This window comes from Sphingobacterium sp. Mn56C (genome assembly GCF_049319645.1).
Classification (GTDB): domain Bacteria; phylum Bacteroidota; class Bacteroidia; order Sphingobacteriales; family Sphingobacteriaceae; genus Sphingobacterium.
Genome location: NZ_JBMOUC010000001.1, coordinates 80,720 through 95,733 on the forward strand (window position 1 = coordinate 80,720; position 15,014 = coordinate 95,733).

Below are 15,014 nucleotides of genomic sequence, written 5' to 3' on the forward strand. Positions count from 1 at the left end.
TTATTGCAAAGCACCTTTTATTTTTAAGGACAAGCCCTTATTAATTTCTGTTAAATGCAACTGACACGCCAGCCTACTCCGGTCGTCGGCATTGGGCAGCGTATCCAACATATCCAGTTCCTGATCATTAGGAAGGGGCAAGTTTTCAGCCCCTTGTTTAATTTCGACATGGCAGGTGGCACAGAGCGCCATGCCCCCACAGGTAGCCAAAATGTCATAGTCTGAAGCTTTAAGAATCTCCATTAGATTAAGGTTGATGTCCGTTGGCACTTCAATCCGCTGCAGGCTACCATCTCTATCCTCAATTTCAATTTCAATCAAATTATCTTCCATACCTAAAAGTATTAAAATGCATGTATGCCATTTACGGTCGTGTACTTGAAACTCAATTTTTGTTCCGGGTATACATATTTAAAGGCCGACTGTACCATCAGCGTGGCTTCATGATAACCACAAAGAATAAGTTTAAGTTTTCCCGGATAGGTATTAATATCTCCGATCGCATAAATCCGTTCTATGGAGGTAGAATAATCGAAGGTATTGACCTCGATGGCATTTTTATCAATCTGTAAGCCCCAATCGGAAATAGGCCCTAGTTTTGGTGTTAAGCCATACAGCGGGATTAAATAGTCAGCAGGGATAGTGCGCTTTTCTTTGTCTTTGTTGGCCAGAGTGACAGAAGAAAGATGCGTTGTACCCTGAACAGCTAAAAGCTGATGCGACAACAATAGATCAATTTTTCCTTTTTGCGCTAAGCTGTACACCTTATCGGCCGAATCTGGCGCTCCCCTAAACCCATCGCTACGGTGTATTAAGGTAACCCGTTTGGCAATATCGCTTAAATAAATGGTCCAGTCTAAAGCCGAGTCACCAGCACCCGCGATTACAATATTTTTATCGCGGTAGGTTTCCGGGTTTTTAACCATATAATCGACACCTTTGTTTTCAAATTCCAAAATACCCTCCAGCTCAGGTTTACGCGGTTCAAAACAACCTAAACCACCAGCAATAGCCACGGCTTGGCAGTGTACAGTGGTGCCTTCGGAAGTGATAACAAAATAGGAACCATCGATTTGTTTTTCCAATTTTTCTACCCGTTCACCTAAGGAAAATGTCGGTGCGAAAGGTTTAATCTGCTCCATTTGATTGTCGATTAATTCCTGTGCTTTCACCATCGGGTACCCAGGGATATCGTAGATAGGTTTGTGGGGGTATATTTCTGACAATTGACCACCAACTTGTGGCAATACATCGATTAAATGACAACGCATTTTTAATAATCCCGCTTCAAAAACAGCAAATAATCCTACCGGACCAGCACCAATAATACATAAATCTGTTGTTATCATACGATTTAATTTAAGGCGTTAAATTTTTGTAAATGGTATTTAATATACGCGTAAAATGCGCAAAATCCTCCTCATTCAAGTTGTTCCACGCTTCCATTCGGAATGCGGCAGCTTGCGGAGCAATATGTTGTATCTTTTCGACACCTAGGGCGGTTATATGCAGCTGTAAAGCCCTTCGGTCGGTAGGATGATGGATACGTTCCACAAGTTTCTTTTTAATAAGTAGATCAATAATCCGCGTTAGCGTAGGTTGATCCTTACCGCAGCGTTCGGCCAGCTCTTTATTGGTCAAGGAACTGCACTCCTGTATAGTACGTAAGATAATCCATTGATCTACCGTAAGGTCAAAGTGATGTGCAGCAAATGCTGTTTGTGCATATTGTTTCACCTTTCTGGCCGTTCGGTCCAGTATAAAAGAGTATTGATCGTATTTTTCGTTTAGCATAACAATAATTAGTATAACAAATATATGGAATAAAAATAAAAAAAAACGCCCTGTAGAAGAGCGTTTTTTTTTATCCGTATATCCACTTAAACTTATATTGTAGTTCAGGAATTTTAATACGATCGGCTAATCGAATTAAGCGATCCGGTAATTTCATCAGGTAGTCACGCGCCTTTTCACCCTGTTCATTTAGACCAGTAACCTGATCAATTTTCCAATCGGCAAGCAGCTCCTTTAAGATATCGACATAATCTAACGCGGTATATACCCCCATACGTTGCGCAGCATCCGAAAAATGTGAGAACGCTCCGCCTTGTGGTTCTCCCGATTGTCTCAAGAAATGCGCAGGCATTACAATTTTCTTTCTCATCATATCCTCAAAGGCCAGCATTACCTCACTCGCATCAACTGTAATGGCCTTGGAGATAAAAGACATATAAGCCTTAGCATGGCGAGCTTCGTCGGCAGCAATAACACCACACATCTTTGCTAATAGCTTGTCGCCACTTTTTTTAGATATGCCCGCAACACGGCGGTGTGAGATATTGGTTGCTATTTCTTGAAAAGACGTGTAAATAAAATTACGGTAAGGGTCAGCCCCGGTACCGATATCAAAACCATCTTGTATAAGGTACTGCGTGCTCATCTCAAATTCACGCATATTTATACGTCCGGAAAGGTATAAGTATTTATTTAATAAATCACCATGTCGATTTTCTTCTGCAGTCCAAGCGCGTACCCATTTCATCCATCCACCTTGTTCATTTTTTTCCACATCATCGACCATGGTAAGCCACGATTCGTAGGTTGGCAATGCCTCTTCCGTAATGGTGTCGCCTATTAATACAGCAACTAAATCATAAGGCAATTCCTTGGCACTTTCTTGTAAATCACGGACTTCTTCAAAAAAAGTACTTCGCGAAGAGTCAGGAAGAAAGTCCGCAGGCTGCCACATTTGTTCAACGGGCTTTAAGTACTCACTCATTTCATTGAGCATAAATGGCTCTAAATAAGTCATTACCTCTTTTCTAGATCCCTCTGGTATATTCAATGGTTGTTCTTGCATAATTAGTGCAAATGTATGCAATTTACCGAATTTTTTTATTTTTTATATTTTCAAAATACGACCCATTTGGTTGTTGATCTTATAGGATAAAGAATGGTTTTATTTCGCAAATAAAAGGTTTAACCTAAAACCTGCAACCTGTAGTTTTAGCAGCAGTAAACGTACCGTATTATGGCTAAAAGTTATAATTTTTAAAATTTGACCCTCATTTGTTATAAAAGAGCAGAATAACATGGCAGTTTTTACGCGGATATATTAACTTTGTAATTCAACTTGAAAAGGAGAAAATTGAAAAATTTCGATATAGATAAAGTTCGTGCCGACTTTCCTTTACTAAAAAGAGAAGTAAACGGTAAACCGCTTGTTTACTTGGATAATGGAGCAACGACACAAAAACCAAAAGTTGTAATCGATGCGATTACAGGATATTATACCGACATAAATTCCAATGTGCACCGTGGCGTACATTATTTAAGTCAGATTTCTACCGATGCATTTGAAGTTACACGTCGTAAATTACGTGATTTTATTCATGCAAAGGAAGACTATGAGATCATTATTACGAAGGGAACGACCGATAGTATAAACCTGGTGGCACAATGTTACGGAAAAGCATTTATACAAGAGGGCGATGAAATTGTTATTTCGGCAATGGAGCATCACTCTAATATTGTGCCTTGGCAAATGCTCTGCGACGAAAAGGGAGCCGTGTTAAGGGTTATTCCGATGGATAAGGCAGGGGTATTAGACCAGGCTGTGTATGCAGAATTGTTGTCTGCAAAGACGAAAATTGTTGCTATCACATACGTGTCGAATGCTTTAGGAACAATTAATCCGATTAAGGAGATGATACAGCTGGCGCATCAGCATGGGGTTCCAGTGCTGGTAGATGCTGCGCAGGCTATTCAGCATATGCAGCTTGATGTTCAGGATCTTGATGTCGACTTTTTGGTCTTCTCCGGTCATAAAATGTATGGTCCTACTGGTGTTGGTGTTTTGTATGGTAAGGAAAAATGGTTAAATGCTATGCCTCCTTATCAAGGTGGCGGTGATATGATTAAGGATGTTACCTTCGCGAAAACGACCTATAATGAATTGCCATTTAAATTTGAGGCCGGTACGCCGAATATTGAAGCGGGTATTTGTTTGGCAGCGGCAATAGACTATATCAACGATATTGGTCTGGACGAAATTAAGGCACACGAAGATGCTTTACTGGCGTATGCTACAGAAAAATTAAATGCTATTCAGGGTGTGCGTGTTATTGGTACTGCCGCACAAAAATCGTCGGTATTATCTTTTGTCGTCGACGGTGTGCACCCTTATGATATTGGCGTATTGTTGGATAAATTAGGGATTGCTGTTCGTACAGGCCATCACTGTGCGCAGCCGATTATGGATCAGTTTGAAATTCCGGGAACAGTACGCGCTAGTTTAGCGATGTATAACACGAAAGCAGATATTGATACCTTTATTGCCGGTTTAAACCGTGCGTTGACAATGTTGTTATAAAATGAGTATAAACGAAATACAGGACGAATTAATTGAAGACTTCTCTTTTTATGAAGATTGGATGGAGAAGTATGATTACATTATACAGTTGGGTAAGGAGCTTCCTTTAATAGAAGATTCCTTTAAAACGGATCAGTATATTATCAAAGGGTGCCAATCGAAAGTGTGGTTATACCCCGAGTTGAAGGATGAGAAATTAGTTTTTAGTGCCGACTCCGATGCTATTATCACTAAAGGGCTGGTAAGCCTGATGGTAAAAGTATTATCCGGGCATACTCCGCAGGAGATTGCGACAGCGGACTTATATTTTATCGATAAAATTGGCCTTAAAGATCATTTGTCGCCTACACGTGCAAATGGGTTACTTTCGATGGTGAAGCAAATGAAACTGTATGCGTTGGCGCTTAGCAAACGTTGATAAACAATAATTATTAAATATTAAATATTAAATATTAAATATAAAAAGGTGGCTTAGTATAGTAAGCCACCTTTTTTATATTCCTCTTACAACCTCCAGTTTTTCCGCTTTAATAGGCTTACCGAAAAAGATATTGGCTTTCTGTTCAAAGTCTAGCGGGTCGTCGGTCGTAAAAAACTTTAAGCTATTGCCTTTGCTGCACGCTTGTTCAACCTCCGGATGGCGCTTAAAGTAGTCGACTAAGCTTTTCGCTACCAAGTCTCCCTGCGCTAAAATGTGGATATGTGGCGGTGTATATTGCTCGATTAAGGGTAATAATAAGGGGTAATGGGTGCAGGCTAAAACCAGGGTATCCATGTCTGGCGACTTTGCCAGCAGCTCTTCTATATCCTTTTTCACAAAAAAATGTGCGCCTTCACCATGGATCTCATTATTTTCTACCAGCGGTACCCAAAAAGGACATGCCTGTTGAAAAACTTCGATCTCAGGGTGCATTTTACTTATTTCCATTTTATACGAGTTGGACAATACTGTACCCTGGGTAGCAAGAATACCAACCTTATTACTTTTCGTAAATAAGTGTATGTTTTCCGTGGTAGGGCGTATCACGCCTAACACTTTTTTGCCCGCGGGCAAATCCTGCTGCTGTATGCTGCGTAAAGCCTTGGCTGATGCGGTGTTACACGCGAGAATGACCAGATTGCAGCCCTGCTCGAAGAGCTTGAATACACATTCTTTTGTATATTCATAGACCGTTTCGAAGGAACGGTTGCCATAGGGCACGCGCGCGTTGTCTCCGAGGTATACGTATTCATATTGAGGTAGCCGCTTGTAAATTTCTTTAAATACGGTTAAACCACCGTAGCCAGAGTCGAAAACGCCTATAGGACCTTTATGTTGCATTACATTCCGTGTTAAGACCTGAGCCCATTAAACACAAGTCTTAACCTGAAAATAATGGGGTCTAAATATTTAACAAAGATGGCTTTTCTTTGTAAACTTTCCACAATAATTCGCCAAATAATGTATTTGTCCATGCAAACCAATGGCGTGTAAAATTCTTAGGGTCATCTTTATGAAACGATTCATGCATAAAGCCTGTACCGCCATGGGTGGCGGCCAACGTTTTTATACATTTTTTTATTTCCATGTCATCGGTAGCGGTAAAGGCACGCATAATAATAGACATCGGCCAGATCATATCACGACCTATATGTGGGCCTCCAATACCTTCGGCAGCGGTACCCTTAAAGAAGAACGGGTTTTTGTTCGACAAGATAAAGTTGCGCGTACGTTGGTAGACTTCATCGTTAACATCCACGGCGCCCAGGTAAGGTAAGGCAAGGAGCGAGGGTACATTAGCATCGTCCATCATCATATAGCTACCGAAGCCATCGACCTCAAATGCGTATACACGCCCCAGGTCGGGGTGATTTACGATACCATACTTTTGAACGGCCTGCTCTACTTCGTTTGCCAGAGCCTCCATTTTTCCTGCCAGCTCTGTATTATTTTTTACCTTCCGTAAAATCTCCGCCGACTGTCGTAAGCTCGTTACGGCAAATAAATTAGAAGGGATAAGAAACTGGAATACGGTAGCATCGTCCGAAGGGCGAAAAGCCGAGCAGATAAGGCCTACCGGATTGACGGGATAACCCCAGCCGTCCACTTGCAAGGTGTCGGAGCCACGTGCTGTGGTTCGTCCAAAGTTATAGGGGCCTAAGCTATCCTTACGCTGCTGTTCAACAAAAGTGCGGTAGGTATTTTCCTGGGCTTTGACCCACTCTTGGTCGAATGCCGTCGTATCGTTGGTTTCCTTCCAGTAGCGATATGCTAAGCGAATAGGGTAACATAAGGAGTCGATTTCCCATTTACGTTCATGAATGCCAGGGGTCATCTTAGTGTGATCGGTAAACCATTCTCCTTTTTTGGTCGGGTCATTGTAAAATGCATTGGCATAGGGATCAATATTGATGCATTGGCTTTGCTTATTGATAAGTCCTAATATAAGATCCTTTAATTTAGCATCTTTATGTATAAAGGCGATATATGGCCATACCTGTGCACTACTATCCCGCAGCCACATCGCATCAATATCGCCAGTAATAACATAGGTAAGCTTACGTTCCTTGGTTGATTCATCGTATACGGTGCTGTCTAAAGTATTGGGGAAACAGTTATTAAATAGCCAGCCCAATTCGGGATTCTTAACCTTAGTTTGAAACTCTTGGATGACCGATTCAATAGTAGCGCTCTTAAAGTGTCTTTTTTCTACCGGAATACGGACTACAGGAAAGTGGTTTTGCTGTGCAAAACTAAATCTGCTGGCAAACATTCCAGCACCTAATAAGGCAGTTTGTTGAAGGAAGTTTCTTCGTTTCATAAAACGGTGTATGTTGGATTAAAATTGCAACAATATCGGAAAAATAGTTGGTTAATTAACTAATTAAAGGTTTTAGTGGTCTATGTTACAGTGCTATATTAAATATTTCTATAAAAAAACCTTTTTGCAACATCTTAGGAATAGATTTTGTGGGTAAAACGGAAACAATTCAAATAGTACCAAAAATTAAGGATGAATAATATTAGATTGTATCTAACCTTAGGGATGGGAATTCTTTTTGCCAATAAAGAAACGATGGCACAAACGGCCTATCAACCTTATTCTTATCAGCATTATCAAAAGTATAACGATATACTTTACAGTCCGGAAACACGTTTACATACCTCGGTAAAATCAACTCTTTTCGAAGGGAAACTGTTCGAGCGTAACGATTCCTTATTGCGTAAAGATCCCAGCTCCGGTAAAAGCTGGTTAATGCGTAAAATTTTTAATGAACACCTGGTACAAGTTGAAAAGGAAGACCATTCCTTCTACTTAGATTTTTTACCTGATTTTCAGATGGGTAAAGAGTTGATGGGAGACAATAAGGTGAATACCTGGTTAAATACACGGGGTTTTCAAACCGGCTTGAATGTTAAAGATAAGTTCTCGTTGTATGTAAATTTCTTTGAAAACCAAGGAACCTTCCCCGATTATATTATAGATTATTCCACGCGTAATTTAGTTTATCCCGGACAGGGGTCAACAAAAAGACCTAAAGGGAACAAACTCGATTGGATGTATGCAACAGCAAACGCAACCTATAATGTTGCTCCCTACCTACAGGTGTCTGTTGCGTACGATAAAAACCATATTGGAGACGGTTATCGTTCGGTATTGTTGTCAGATTTTTCGTCCAACTATGCACAACTTCGTTTAGTAGGTAAAATTGGCAATGTACAATATACCTCGGTTTGGGCGTATATGCTGGATCCCAAAAATCCGCGTATAGACACCCTACAGGGCAATGCACGCGTGGGTGATGGTATAAAATGGGGCGCCTTTCAATATTTAGATTACAATGCTACCAACCGTTTATCGGTAGGTTTATTCCAAGCCGTTACCTGGGCCAACCGTAACCAAGCGGGGCACCGAGGTTTTGACTTTAATTACCTTATACCTGTAAGCTTTTTGCGCCCTGTGGAGAGCAATAATCGAAGCTCTCCCGATAAGATGTTCTTAGGCTTGAATGCAAAATATAAGGTGTTACGAAATTTAACCGCTTATGGGCAGTTTTTGCTTGGAGAATTTACGGCTAAAGAGTTTTTTAGTAACAATGGTTACGCCCATAATAAATGGGGTGCGCAGTTGGGTATCCGCGGTTATGATGCTTTTGGGGTTAAGAACTTAAATTTCTTGGGCGAATATAACTTTGTGCGCCCATATACCTACCAGCATTTTATTTCCATATCCAACTATAGCAACCATGGCGAGCCCTTAGCACACCCTTTTGGTGCAAATTTTAGGGAAGTATTGGGTATTGCAAACTATTCGTATAAACGCTATGATTTTTCTGTGCAGGGAATGTATAGCCTTTCTGGATCGGACCCTGTAACAGGTGAAAACTTTGGTGGTGATATATTCCAATCCTATACTTCCATTCCTAATATGTATGGGAACAAAATTGGTCAGGGTATCAAAAATAATCTGTATTATGCCGACCTGAAGGCTGCCTACGTCTTGAACCCCAAGTATAACTTACGTTTTGAAGTAGGCTATACACAGCGCGTTCGACAGATTGAGGGGCAGGCGACACAAAAATCTGGAATAATTAGTGTAGGTTTACGTTCTAGTTTCCGTAATATTTATACAGATTTGTAACTTTAACACGTTACAATCAGCGATTTCGTTTTATGAAAAAAATATTGATATTAAATGGCCCTAACTTAAACCTACTTGGCGTACGTGAAAAGAGTATTTATGGCGACCGTTCATTTGAGGGTTTCTTCGAAGAGCTAAAACAACAGTATGCTAATTTCGAATTGCACTATTTTCAAAGCAATACGGAGGGGTTGATTATTGATAAGCTGCACGAGGTGGGGTTCGCTTACGATGGTGTTATCCTAAATGCAGGCGCTTATACACATACCTCGGTAGCTATAGCAGATGCTATTGCCGGAATAACGACTCCTGTTATTGAAGTGCATATTTCCAATGTCCATCAGCGGGAAACATTTAGACATCATTCTTTCCTATCCAAAAATTGTAAAGGGGTTATTTTAGGCTTTGGCTTAGATAGCTATCGTTTAGCCTTAGAAAGTTTTAACTCTTAATAAAGCCCGTTATGGGCTTTATTTTTTTATATTCTGTTTGCAATATACAGGTGAAGTAGCAAAGATAATACCGCACAGCCGCACATTACCGATAGCATGGGTATGGCGGTATTATTATGTAATACACTCACCAATGCCGAAGCCAAAGCACCAAGGCCCATCTGTATAGATCCCAATAATGCGGATGCAGAACCTGCTAACGACTTAAATGGCGCTAGTGCCAATGCCGAAGTATTTGGAAAAATAAAACCATGCCCCATAAGGTAACAAAATAGCAATACAATAAATATAGGGAAGGTTAACGCATCAGCGGCTAATACCAGCACCATTAAAATGCCGATTAGGGATTGCCATATATTAGCCATACGGCTTATCTGGGCACTTGACCAATATTTTAATAACCATCGATTGAGTTGGGTTGCCAAAATCATGGCCGAAGCTACAAATGCAAAGGCCAGTCCGTATTCGCTTTTACTTAATCCAAAAATCTTCTGCATAATAAATGAAGAACCGGCAAGGTAAGCATAAAGCCCTGCCGCAGCAATGGACCCTACCAAACAGTAAGTGATAAAAATACGGTTTGTAAATACATCCCAGAATTTATGGGTAATGGAGGAGGGTGAAAGCGACATACTTCTATCTCCGGGATACGATTCGGGCAGCAAGAATTTCGTCAGTAATAAAATAATTGCAGCAATAAAAAATAAAGATACAAAGATGTAATGCCAATTTAAATGGCTGAGTAGAAAGGCACCTATCGAAGGTGCTAAAATTGGGGATATGGCAATAACCAACATCAACAGGCTAAAAACACGTGCCGCCTCCTTGCTGTCGTAGTAATCCTGTACCATAGCGCGGGCAGCAACCATACCAGCACAACTACCTAAGGCCTGTAAGAAACGTAAGGCAATCAATTGGTCTACATTTTTTACAAAAACACAAAAGATACTCGAAGCCATATAAATCAGCAACCCCACCATCAAGGGTGTTTTACGGCCATACTTGTCCAATAAAGGCCCGTATACCATTTGCCCTAAGGCTATCCCGATAAAATAGCTGGTCAGTGAAAGCTGAACATGCTCTACGCTGGTAGAAAAATCGTCGGCAATGCTGTCGAAGGCCGGAAGATACATATCAATGGAAAATGGACCGATAGCAGAGATTAAGCCCAAAATAAGCAACACAACATTTTTGTTCTGTTTCATGGAAAAGGATGATTTGGGGAGAAGGAACGTAAAAAAAGTATGCTTTAGGTAGGCAGCATGCCGCTATGTTGCCTACCTAAAGCCAAGGAATTAAGCCTGTTATTTCGAGGCTTTTCTGAATATTAAAAATAGACCTGCAAGAATAAAAGGGATACTTAACAGCTGCCCCATATTAATGATCATACTGTTCTCAAAGGCTTCCTGGTTTTCCTTATAAAACTCCACAAAGAAACGAATGCTAAATAATAGCACCAAGAATACACCAAATAATAGACCTGGCTTAGGTTTGCTTTGACTTTTACAGTACAAAGCCCATAGAATAAAGAATAAAATAATATATCCAATAGCCTCGTATAATTGTGCCGGATGTCTAGGGATAAGCGGTGTAAAGCTATGGTCTTGGTGGAAAACCACGGCCCATGGAAGATTAGGGTCAGCAGCTTTTCCTAAAATCTCAGAGTTGAAGAAATTACCAATACGTATAAATGCTCCAGCAATAGGAACGACCAATACCAAACGGTCGGCAATCCAAACAAAATTGGTTTTTGTTTTTCGTGCATAAAGGTATAAAGCACTAAGAATACCGATGGCACCGCCGTGTGAGGCTAAGCCTTGAAAACCTGTAAATACCCATCCTGTAGCTTCTTTTTTGAAGGGTAACAGTATTTCTAAAGGATTATTTAAGTAGTAACTAGGCTCATAAAAGATAACATGCCCTAAGCGTGCACCGAGAATTGTGCCAACGAAGATATATAAGCTAAATCTATCTAATTCTTCTTGAGTTTTTCCTTCACGTTTAAAGATTTGAAGCATAATGATATAAGATACCACAAAGGCAAGCAACCAACATAAGGAATAGTAGCGTATACCAAAAGAGCCTATCTTAAAAATTTCTTCATTTATATCCCAGTTTATTAAATTATAGATTACATTCATAATATTTATTTTGCTGGTAAATATAAAGTTAAATCTACAAAAAAGTGCGGTTTTAATGTTAACAGGTGTGAAATTTGTAGTCTTTTATGAAATAAATATTCACTATACGGCTTAATTTTTGGATTTTAATAATTATTTTTAATTTGTGGACAAACATTAAAAAATGGCTAAGAAAAGTAGTAAAGAAGAAAAAAATCAAGCTGTCGTGACGCCAGAGTCTTTGGCATTTTTAGAACAATATATCAATAACCCGTCGCCTACAGGTTTTGAGTGGGCTGGACAAAGGCTGTGGTTAGATTATTTAAAACCCTATGTAGACGATACCTATATCGACAACTACGGTACTGCTGTTGGTATTATTAATCCAAAGGCAAAGTTTAAGGTTGTGATTGAAGCACATGCAGACGAAATTTCCTGGTTTGTAAACTACATAACAAAAGACGGGTTAATTTATGTAATCCGTAATGGAGGGTCAGACCATCAGATAGCGCCATCAAAACGTGTAAATATCCATACCGATAAAGGTATTGTTAAAGCCGTTTTTGGCTGGCCGGCGATACATACCCGTTCGGGGGAAAAGGAGGAAAGTCCGACGCTTAAAAATATCTTTTTAGACTGCGGTTGTACGTCAAAAGAAGAGGTTGAAGCATTAGGCATACATGTAGGGTCGGTTGTTACGTATGAAGATGCGTTTATGGTGCTTAACGACCGTTATTATGTAGGGCGTGCACTCGATAACAGAGCCGGTGGTTTTATGATTGCTGAGGTAGCACGTTTGTTGAAAGAAAATAAAAAGAAACTCCCTTTTGGGTTGTATATCGTAAACTCTGTGCAAGAGGAAATTGGTTTACGTGGCGCCGAAATGATTGCCGATTATATTAAACCAAATGTTGCCCTTATTACGGATGTCACGCATGATACGCAGACGCCAATGATTAACAAAATTACACAGGGGGATCTTGCCTGTGGTAAAGGACCTGTATTATCGTATGCACCTGCAGTACAAATTAACTTAAATAAACATTTGATTGCTGTTGCTGAGAAGAATAATATTCCCTTTCAACGCCAAGCATCTTCTAGAATGACAGGTACCGATACGGATGCCTTTGCCTATTCCAATGGCGGTGTTCCATCCGCATTAATCTCCTTACCTTTACGTTATATGCATACTACGGTAGAGATGATTCATAAGGAAGATGTAGACAATGTTATTCGCTTAATCTACGAAACAATTTTGACCATTGAAGAGGGTCAAGACTTTAGATCTTTTACGAATTAATGCCGTATACGAATTAAATATTTTATCCTATGAGCGATTTAAATAAAAACAACCCAGAACATACCGAGCTAAGTATAGAGCTTACCGAGGAAGTAGCAGAAGGGATCTATTCAAACCTTGCCATAATCACCCACTCCGATACGGAGTTTGTTTTAGACTTTGTTCGTATTATGCCAGGGGTACCTAAAGCAAAAGTCAAATCCAGGATTATACTTACACCAGAACATGCAAAGCGCCTATTATCCGTGTTACAAGATAATATAAATCGTTTTGAGGGACAGCATGATGCTGCTACATCCAAAGATGTGCCTTATCCTGTAAATTTTGGCCAACCAACAGGTGGTCATGAGGTTAATTAAACGTTAGCTTTTGCCTTTAAGGATGTGCCAGTATCGGTACATCCTTAAATTTTTAACGCCTGCGGTACTGCAATAAAAAAAACAATTTCACAAGGTTGTTAAAACCTTGTAAACTTTGTAAACCTAGAAAACCTTAAGTAAACGCAATACTAACGTTACCTATAAAAACGTTAAAGCATTTTAGTAATGCACATATCCCATTTTTTAATTTTTAAAACCAAAATTTCATATGGATATTAAAGTACGTTTGTTATCGAAAAAAGATTATGCTGGCTTACGCCGATCGATGTCAGAGGCATATCATGGCTTTAGTCTATGGTCGCGCGCCAATATAACAGACTTAATCGATATTTTTCCCGAGGGGCAACTGTGTGTCGAAGTTGATGGGCATGTGGTAGCCTGTGCCTTATCCATTATATTAAATGCAAAAAAAACGAATATTTATAAAAGCTATAACGAGATCATTGACCATGGTAAGTTTACGAAGCACGATTATGATGGCGATATATTGTATGGAATAGAAGTTTTTGTGCATCCCGAATTTCGGGCCTTACGTTTAGGGCGGCGTTTGTATGATTCGCGGAAGGAGCTCTGTGAGCAAATGAATCTGAAGAGTATTGTGGCAGGAGGGCGTATACCCAACTACCACAGTTATGCCGACAGCATGAGCCCGCGGCTGTATATTGAAAAAGTAAAACGTAAGGAAATATATGATCCTACCTTAACATTTCAGCTGTCTAATGACTTCCACGTAAAAAAAATTCTGAAAGACTACCTTCCAGGAGATGTCGAATCCCGCGAGTTTGCTACCCTATTGGAGTGGAATAATATCTATTACGAGCCTGATGCACGCTCCAACTCGGCAACCAAGCAGACCATTCGGTTGGGCTTGGTACAATGGCAGATGCGTCTTTTCAATGATATTGAGGGGTTCTACGATCAGGTAGAATTTTTTGTAGATGCGGTGAGCGATTATGGTTCCGACTTTATACTTTTTCCAGAGTTTTTTAACACCCCCCTCATGCGTTCGTATAATGAGCTACCCGAGAGGTTAGCGATGGAAAAACTTGCGGAATATACGCATAATATTGTAGCCAAAATACAGGAGTTTGCGGTTTCTTATAATGTGAATATTATTGCAGGATCTATGCCGTTGTATGAAAAAGGAAAATTGTATAATGCGTCGTATCTATGCCACCGCAATGGCAAATTAGACACCTTCAAAAAGGTGCACATCACGCCAAATGAATTTAAATACTACGGAATGGTAGGCGGCAATGAGGTTAAGGTTTTTGATACAGATTGCGGCAAAGTAGGCCTTTTGATATGTTATGATGTAGAGTTCCCTGAGTTAGGACGTATTTTAGCCGAACAGGGGATGCAGCTTCTATTCGTTCCCTTTATGACAGATACGCAAAATGGGTATATGCGCGTACGTCATTGTGCGCAGGCAAGAGCTATAGAAAATGAGTGCTATGTTGCCATTGCCGGTTCGGTGGGTAATTTACCACGTGTCAATAATATGGATATACAATATTCGCAATCGGCAGTATTTACGCCATCCGATTTTGCCTTCCCCAATAATGCCATCAAGGCTGAGGCCACAGCCAACACCGAGATGGTGTTAATAGCCGATGTGGATCTGTATGCCTTACGGGATCTGCACGAATATGGTACGGTTAAAAATTTGAAAGACCGCCGTACAGACCTGTATGAGATTATATATAAAGATTAAAAGATAAATGCCCCCAGAAAGCATCTATCTTTTTGGGGGCATTGCATTTACGAT

Annotated in this window: 15 protein-coding genes; 7 read left to right on the forward strand and 8 right to left on the reverse strand. The window is 40.1% G+C overall.

Translation table 11 applies throughout. The features are described 5' to 3' along the window. From ACL9RF_RS00420 to ACL9RF_RS00435, 4 genes are all read right to left on the reverse strand, one after another. Positions 1-333, reverse strand: coding sequence for a 2Fe-2S iron-sulfur cluster-binding protein (locus tag ACL9RF_RS00420; protein ID WP_422798619.1), 333 nt, complete (start codon positions 331-333; stop codon positions 1-3). An 11-nt stretch (positions 334-344) separates the two neighbouring features. Beyond that, positions 345-1,349 carry an NAD(P)/FAD-dependent oxidoreductase gene (locus ACL9RF_RS00425; protein ID WP_422798620.1) on the reverse strand — a complete coding sequence of 335 codons (1,005 nt, stop codon included), beginning with the start codon at positions 1,347-1,349 and terminating at the stop codon, positions 345-347. Between the two features lie 10 nt (positions 1,350-1,359). Continuing rightward, entirely contained in the window at positions 1,360-1,794 is a 435-nt protein-coding gene (locus ACL9RF_RS00430; protein ID WP_422798621.1) for a MarR family winged helix-turn-helix transcriptional regulator, read from the reverse strand. A gap of 70 nt (positions 1,795-1,864) precedes the next feature. Next, entirely contained in the window at positions 1,865-2,860 is a 996-nt protein-coding gene (locus tag ACL9RF_RS00435; protein WP_422798622.1) for an acyl-ACP desaturase, read from the reverse strand. Positions 2,861-3,148: 288 nt separating this feature from the next. On the opposite strand from ACL9RF_RS00435, the gene ACL9RF_RS00440 reads away from it, so the two are divergent. Continuing rightward, positions 3,149-4,372 carry a SufS family cysteine desulfurase gene (locus ACL9RF_RS00440; protein WP_422798623.1) on the forward strand — a complete coding sequence of 408 codons (1,224 nt, stop codon included), beginning with the start codon at positions 3,149-3,151 and terminating at the stop codon, positions 4,370-4,372. A gap of 1 nt (position 4,373) precedes the next feature. Further along, the gene (locus ACL9RF_RS00445; protein WP_422798624.1) at positions 4,374-4,790 is read left to right on the forward strand and encodes a SufE family protein; all 417 of its coding nucleotides are present in this window, start codon (positions 4,374-4,376) and stop codon (positions 4,788-4,790) included. Positions 4,791-4,865: 75 nt separating this feature from the next. Here ACL9RF_RS00445 and murI read toward each other — a convergent pair whose 3' ends face one another. Together murI and ACL9RF_RS00455 are read right to left on the reverse strand one after the other, a co-directional pair. Next, positions 4,866-5,693, reverse strand: coding sequence for a glutamate racemase (murI, locus tag ACL9RF_RS00450; RefSeq protein WP_422798625.1), 828 nt, complete (start codon positions 5,691-5,693; stop codon positions 4,866-4,868). Between the two features lie 61 nt (positions 5,694-5,754). Next, the gene (locus tag ACL9RF_RS00455; RefSeq protein ID WP_422798626.1) at positions 5,755-7,173 is read right to left on the reverse strand and encodes a glycoside hydrolase family 125 protein; all 1,419 of its coding nucleotides are present in this window, start codon (positions 7,171-7,173) and stop codon (positions 5,755-5,757) included. A 192-nt stretch (positions 7,174-7,365) separates the two neighbouring features. Between ACL9RF_RS00455 and ACL9RF_RS00460 the strand changes: the two genes are divergently transcribed. Continuing rightward, positions 7,366-8,994, forward strand: coding sequence for a gliding motility protein RemB (locus ACL9RF_RS00460; protein WP_422798627.1), 1,629 nt, complete (start codon positions 7,366-7,368; stop codon positions 8,992-8,994). A gap of 32 nt (positions 8,995-9,026) precedes the next feature. Next, positions 9,027-9,446 carry a type II 3-dehydroquinate dehydratase gene (aroQ, locus tag ACL9RF_RS00465; RefSeq protein WP_422798628.1) on the forward strand — a complete coding sequence of 140 codons (420 nt, stop codon included), beginning with the start codon at positions 9,027-9,029 and terminating at the stop codon, positions 9,444-9,446. Positions 9,447-9,472: 26 nt separating this feature from the next. Here the strand turns inward: aroQ and ACL9RF_RS00470 are convergent, their stop codons facing one another. Together ACL9RF_RS00470 and lgt are read right to left on the reverse strand one after the other, a co-directional pair. After that, the gene (locus tag ACL9RF_RS00470) at positions 9,473-10,651 is read right to left on the reverse strand and encodes a multidrug effflux MFS transporter (protein ID WP_422798629.1); all 1,179 of its coding nucleotides are present in this window, start codon (positions 10,649-10,651) and stop codon (positions 9,473-9,475) included. 99 nt (positions 10,652-10,750) lie between these two features. Further along, positions 10,751-11,587, reverse strand: a complete 837-nt coding sequence (gene lgt / locus ACL9RF_RS00475; RefSeq protein WP_422798630.1) for a prolipoprotein diacylglyceryl transferase — start codon at positions 11,585-11,587, stop codon at positions 10,751-10,753. A 163-nt stretch (positions 11,588-11,750) separates the two neighbouring features. Between lgt and ACL9RF_RS00480 the strand changes: the two genes are divergently transcribed. The 3 genes from ACL9RF_RS00480 to ACL9RF_RS00490 all read left to right on the forward strand — a co-directional run bounded on the left by ACL9RF_RS00480 (position 11,751) and on the right by ACL9RF_RS00490 (position 14,960). Further along, complete coding sequence (locus tag ACL9RF_RS00480; protein WP_422798631.1) at positions 11,751-12,866, forward strand: M42 family metallopeptidase; 1,116 nt, start codon at positions 11,751-11,753, stop codon at positions 12,864-12,866. Between the two features lie 29 nt (positions 12,867-12,895). Next, a complete protein-coding gene (locus ACL9RF_RS00485; protein ID WP_422798632.1) occupies positions 12,896-13,225 on the forward strand; it encodes a DUF3467 domain-containing protein in 330 nt (109 codons plus the stop codon). 229 nt (positions 13,226-13,454) lie between these two features. After that, positions 13,455-14,960 carry a GNAT family N-acetyltransferase gene (locus ACL9RF_RS00490; RefSeq protein ID WP_422798633.1) on the forward strand — a complete coding sequence of 502 codons (1,506 nt, stop codon included), beginning with the start codon at positions 13,455-13,457 and terminating at the stop codon, positions 14,958-14,960. The last annotated feature ends 54 nt before the right edge of the window (positions 14,961-15,014 follow it).

Excerpts from the sequence above, each read along its gene's own strand:
- ACL9RF_RS00420 (WP_422798619.1), bottom strand. The coding sequence starts at position 333 with ATGGAAGATAATTTGATTGAAATTGAAATTGAGGATAGAGATGGTAGC.
- ACL9RF_RS00425 (WP_422798620.1), bottom strand. The coding sequence starts at position 1,349 with ATGATAACAACAGATTTATGTATTATTGGTGCTGGTCCGGTAGGATTA.
- ACL9RF_RS00430 (WP_422798621.1), bottom strand. The coding sequence starts at position 1,794 with ATGCTAAACGAAAAATACGATCAATACTCTTTTATACTGGACCGAACG.
- ACL9RF_RS00435 (WP_422798622.1), bottom strand. The coding sequence starts at position 2,860 with ATGCAAGAACAACCATTGAATATACCAGAGGGATCTAGAAAAGAGGTA.
- ACL9RF_RS00445 (WP_422798624.1), top strand. The coding sequence starts at position 4,374 with ATGAGTATAAACGAAATACAGGACGAATTAATTGAAGACTTCTCTTTT.
- murI (WP_422798625.1), bottom strand. The coding sequence starts at position 5,693 with ATGCAACATAAAGGTCCTATAGGCGTTTTCGACTCTGGCTACGGTGGT.
- ACL9RF_RS00455 (WP_422798626.1), bottom strand. The coding sequence starts at position 7,173 with ATGAAACGAAGAAACTTCCTTCAACAAACTGCCTTATTAGGTGCTGGA.
- ACL9RF_RS00460 (WP_422798627.1), top strand. The coding sequence starts at position 7,366 with ATGAATAATATTAGATTGTATCTAACCTTAGGGATGGGAATTCTTTTT.
- aroQ (WP_422798628.1), top strand. The coding sequence starts at position 9,027 with ATGAAAAAAATATTGATATTAAATGGCCCTAACTTAAACCTACTTGGC.
- ACL9RF_RS00470 (WP_422798629.1), bottom strand. The coding sequence starts at position 10,651 with ATGAAACAGAACAAAAATGTTGTGTTGCTTATTTTGGGCTTAATCTCT.
- lgt (WP_422798630.1), bottom strand. The coding sequence starts at position 11,587 with ATGAATGTAATCTATAATTTAATAAACTGGGATATAAATGAAGAAATT.
- ACL9RF_RS00480 (WP_422798631.1), top strand. The coding sequence starts at position 11,751 with ATGGCTAAGAAAAGTAGTAAAGAAGAAAAAAATCAAGCTGTCGTGACG.
- ACL9RF_RS00485 (WP_422798632.1), top strand. The coding sequence starts at position 12,896 with ATGAGCGATTTAAATAAAAACAACCCAGAACATACCGAGCTAAGTATA.
- ACL9RF_RS00490 (WP_422798633.1), top strand. The coding sequence starts at position 13,455 with ATGGATATTAAAGTACGTTTGTTATCGAAAAAAGATTATGCTGGCTTA.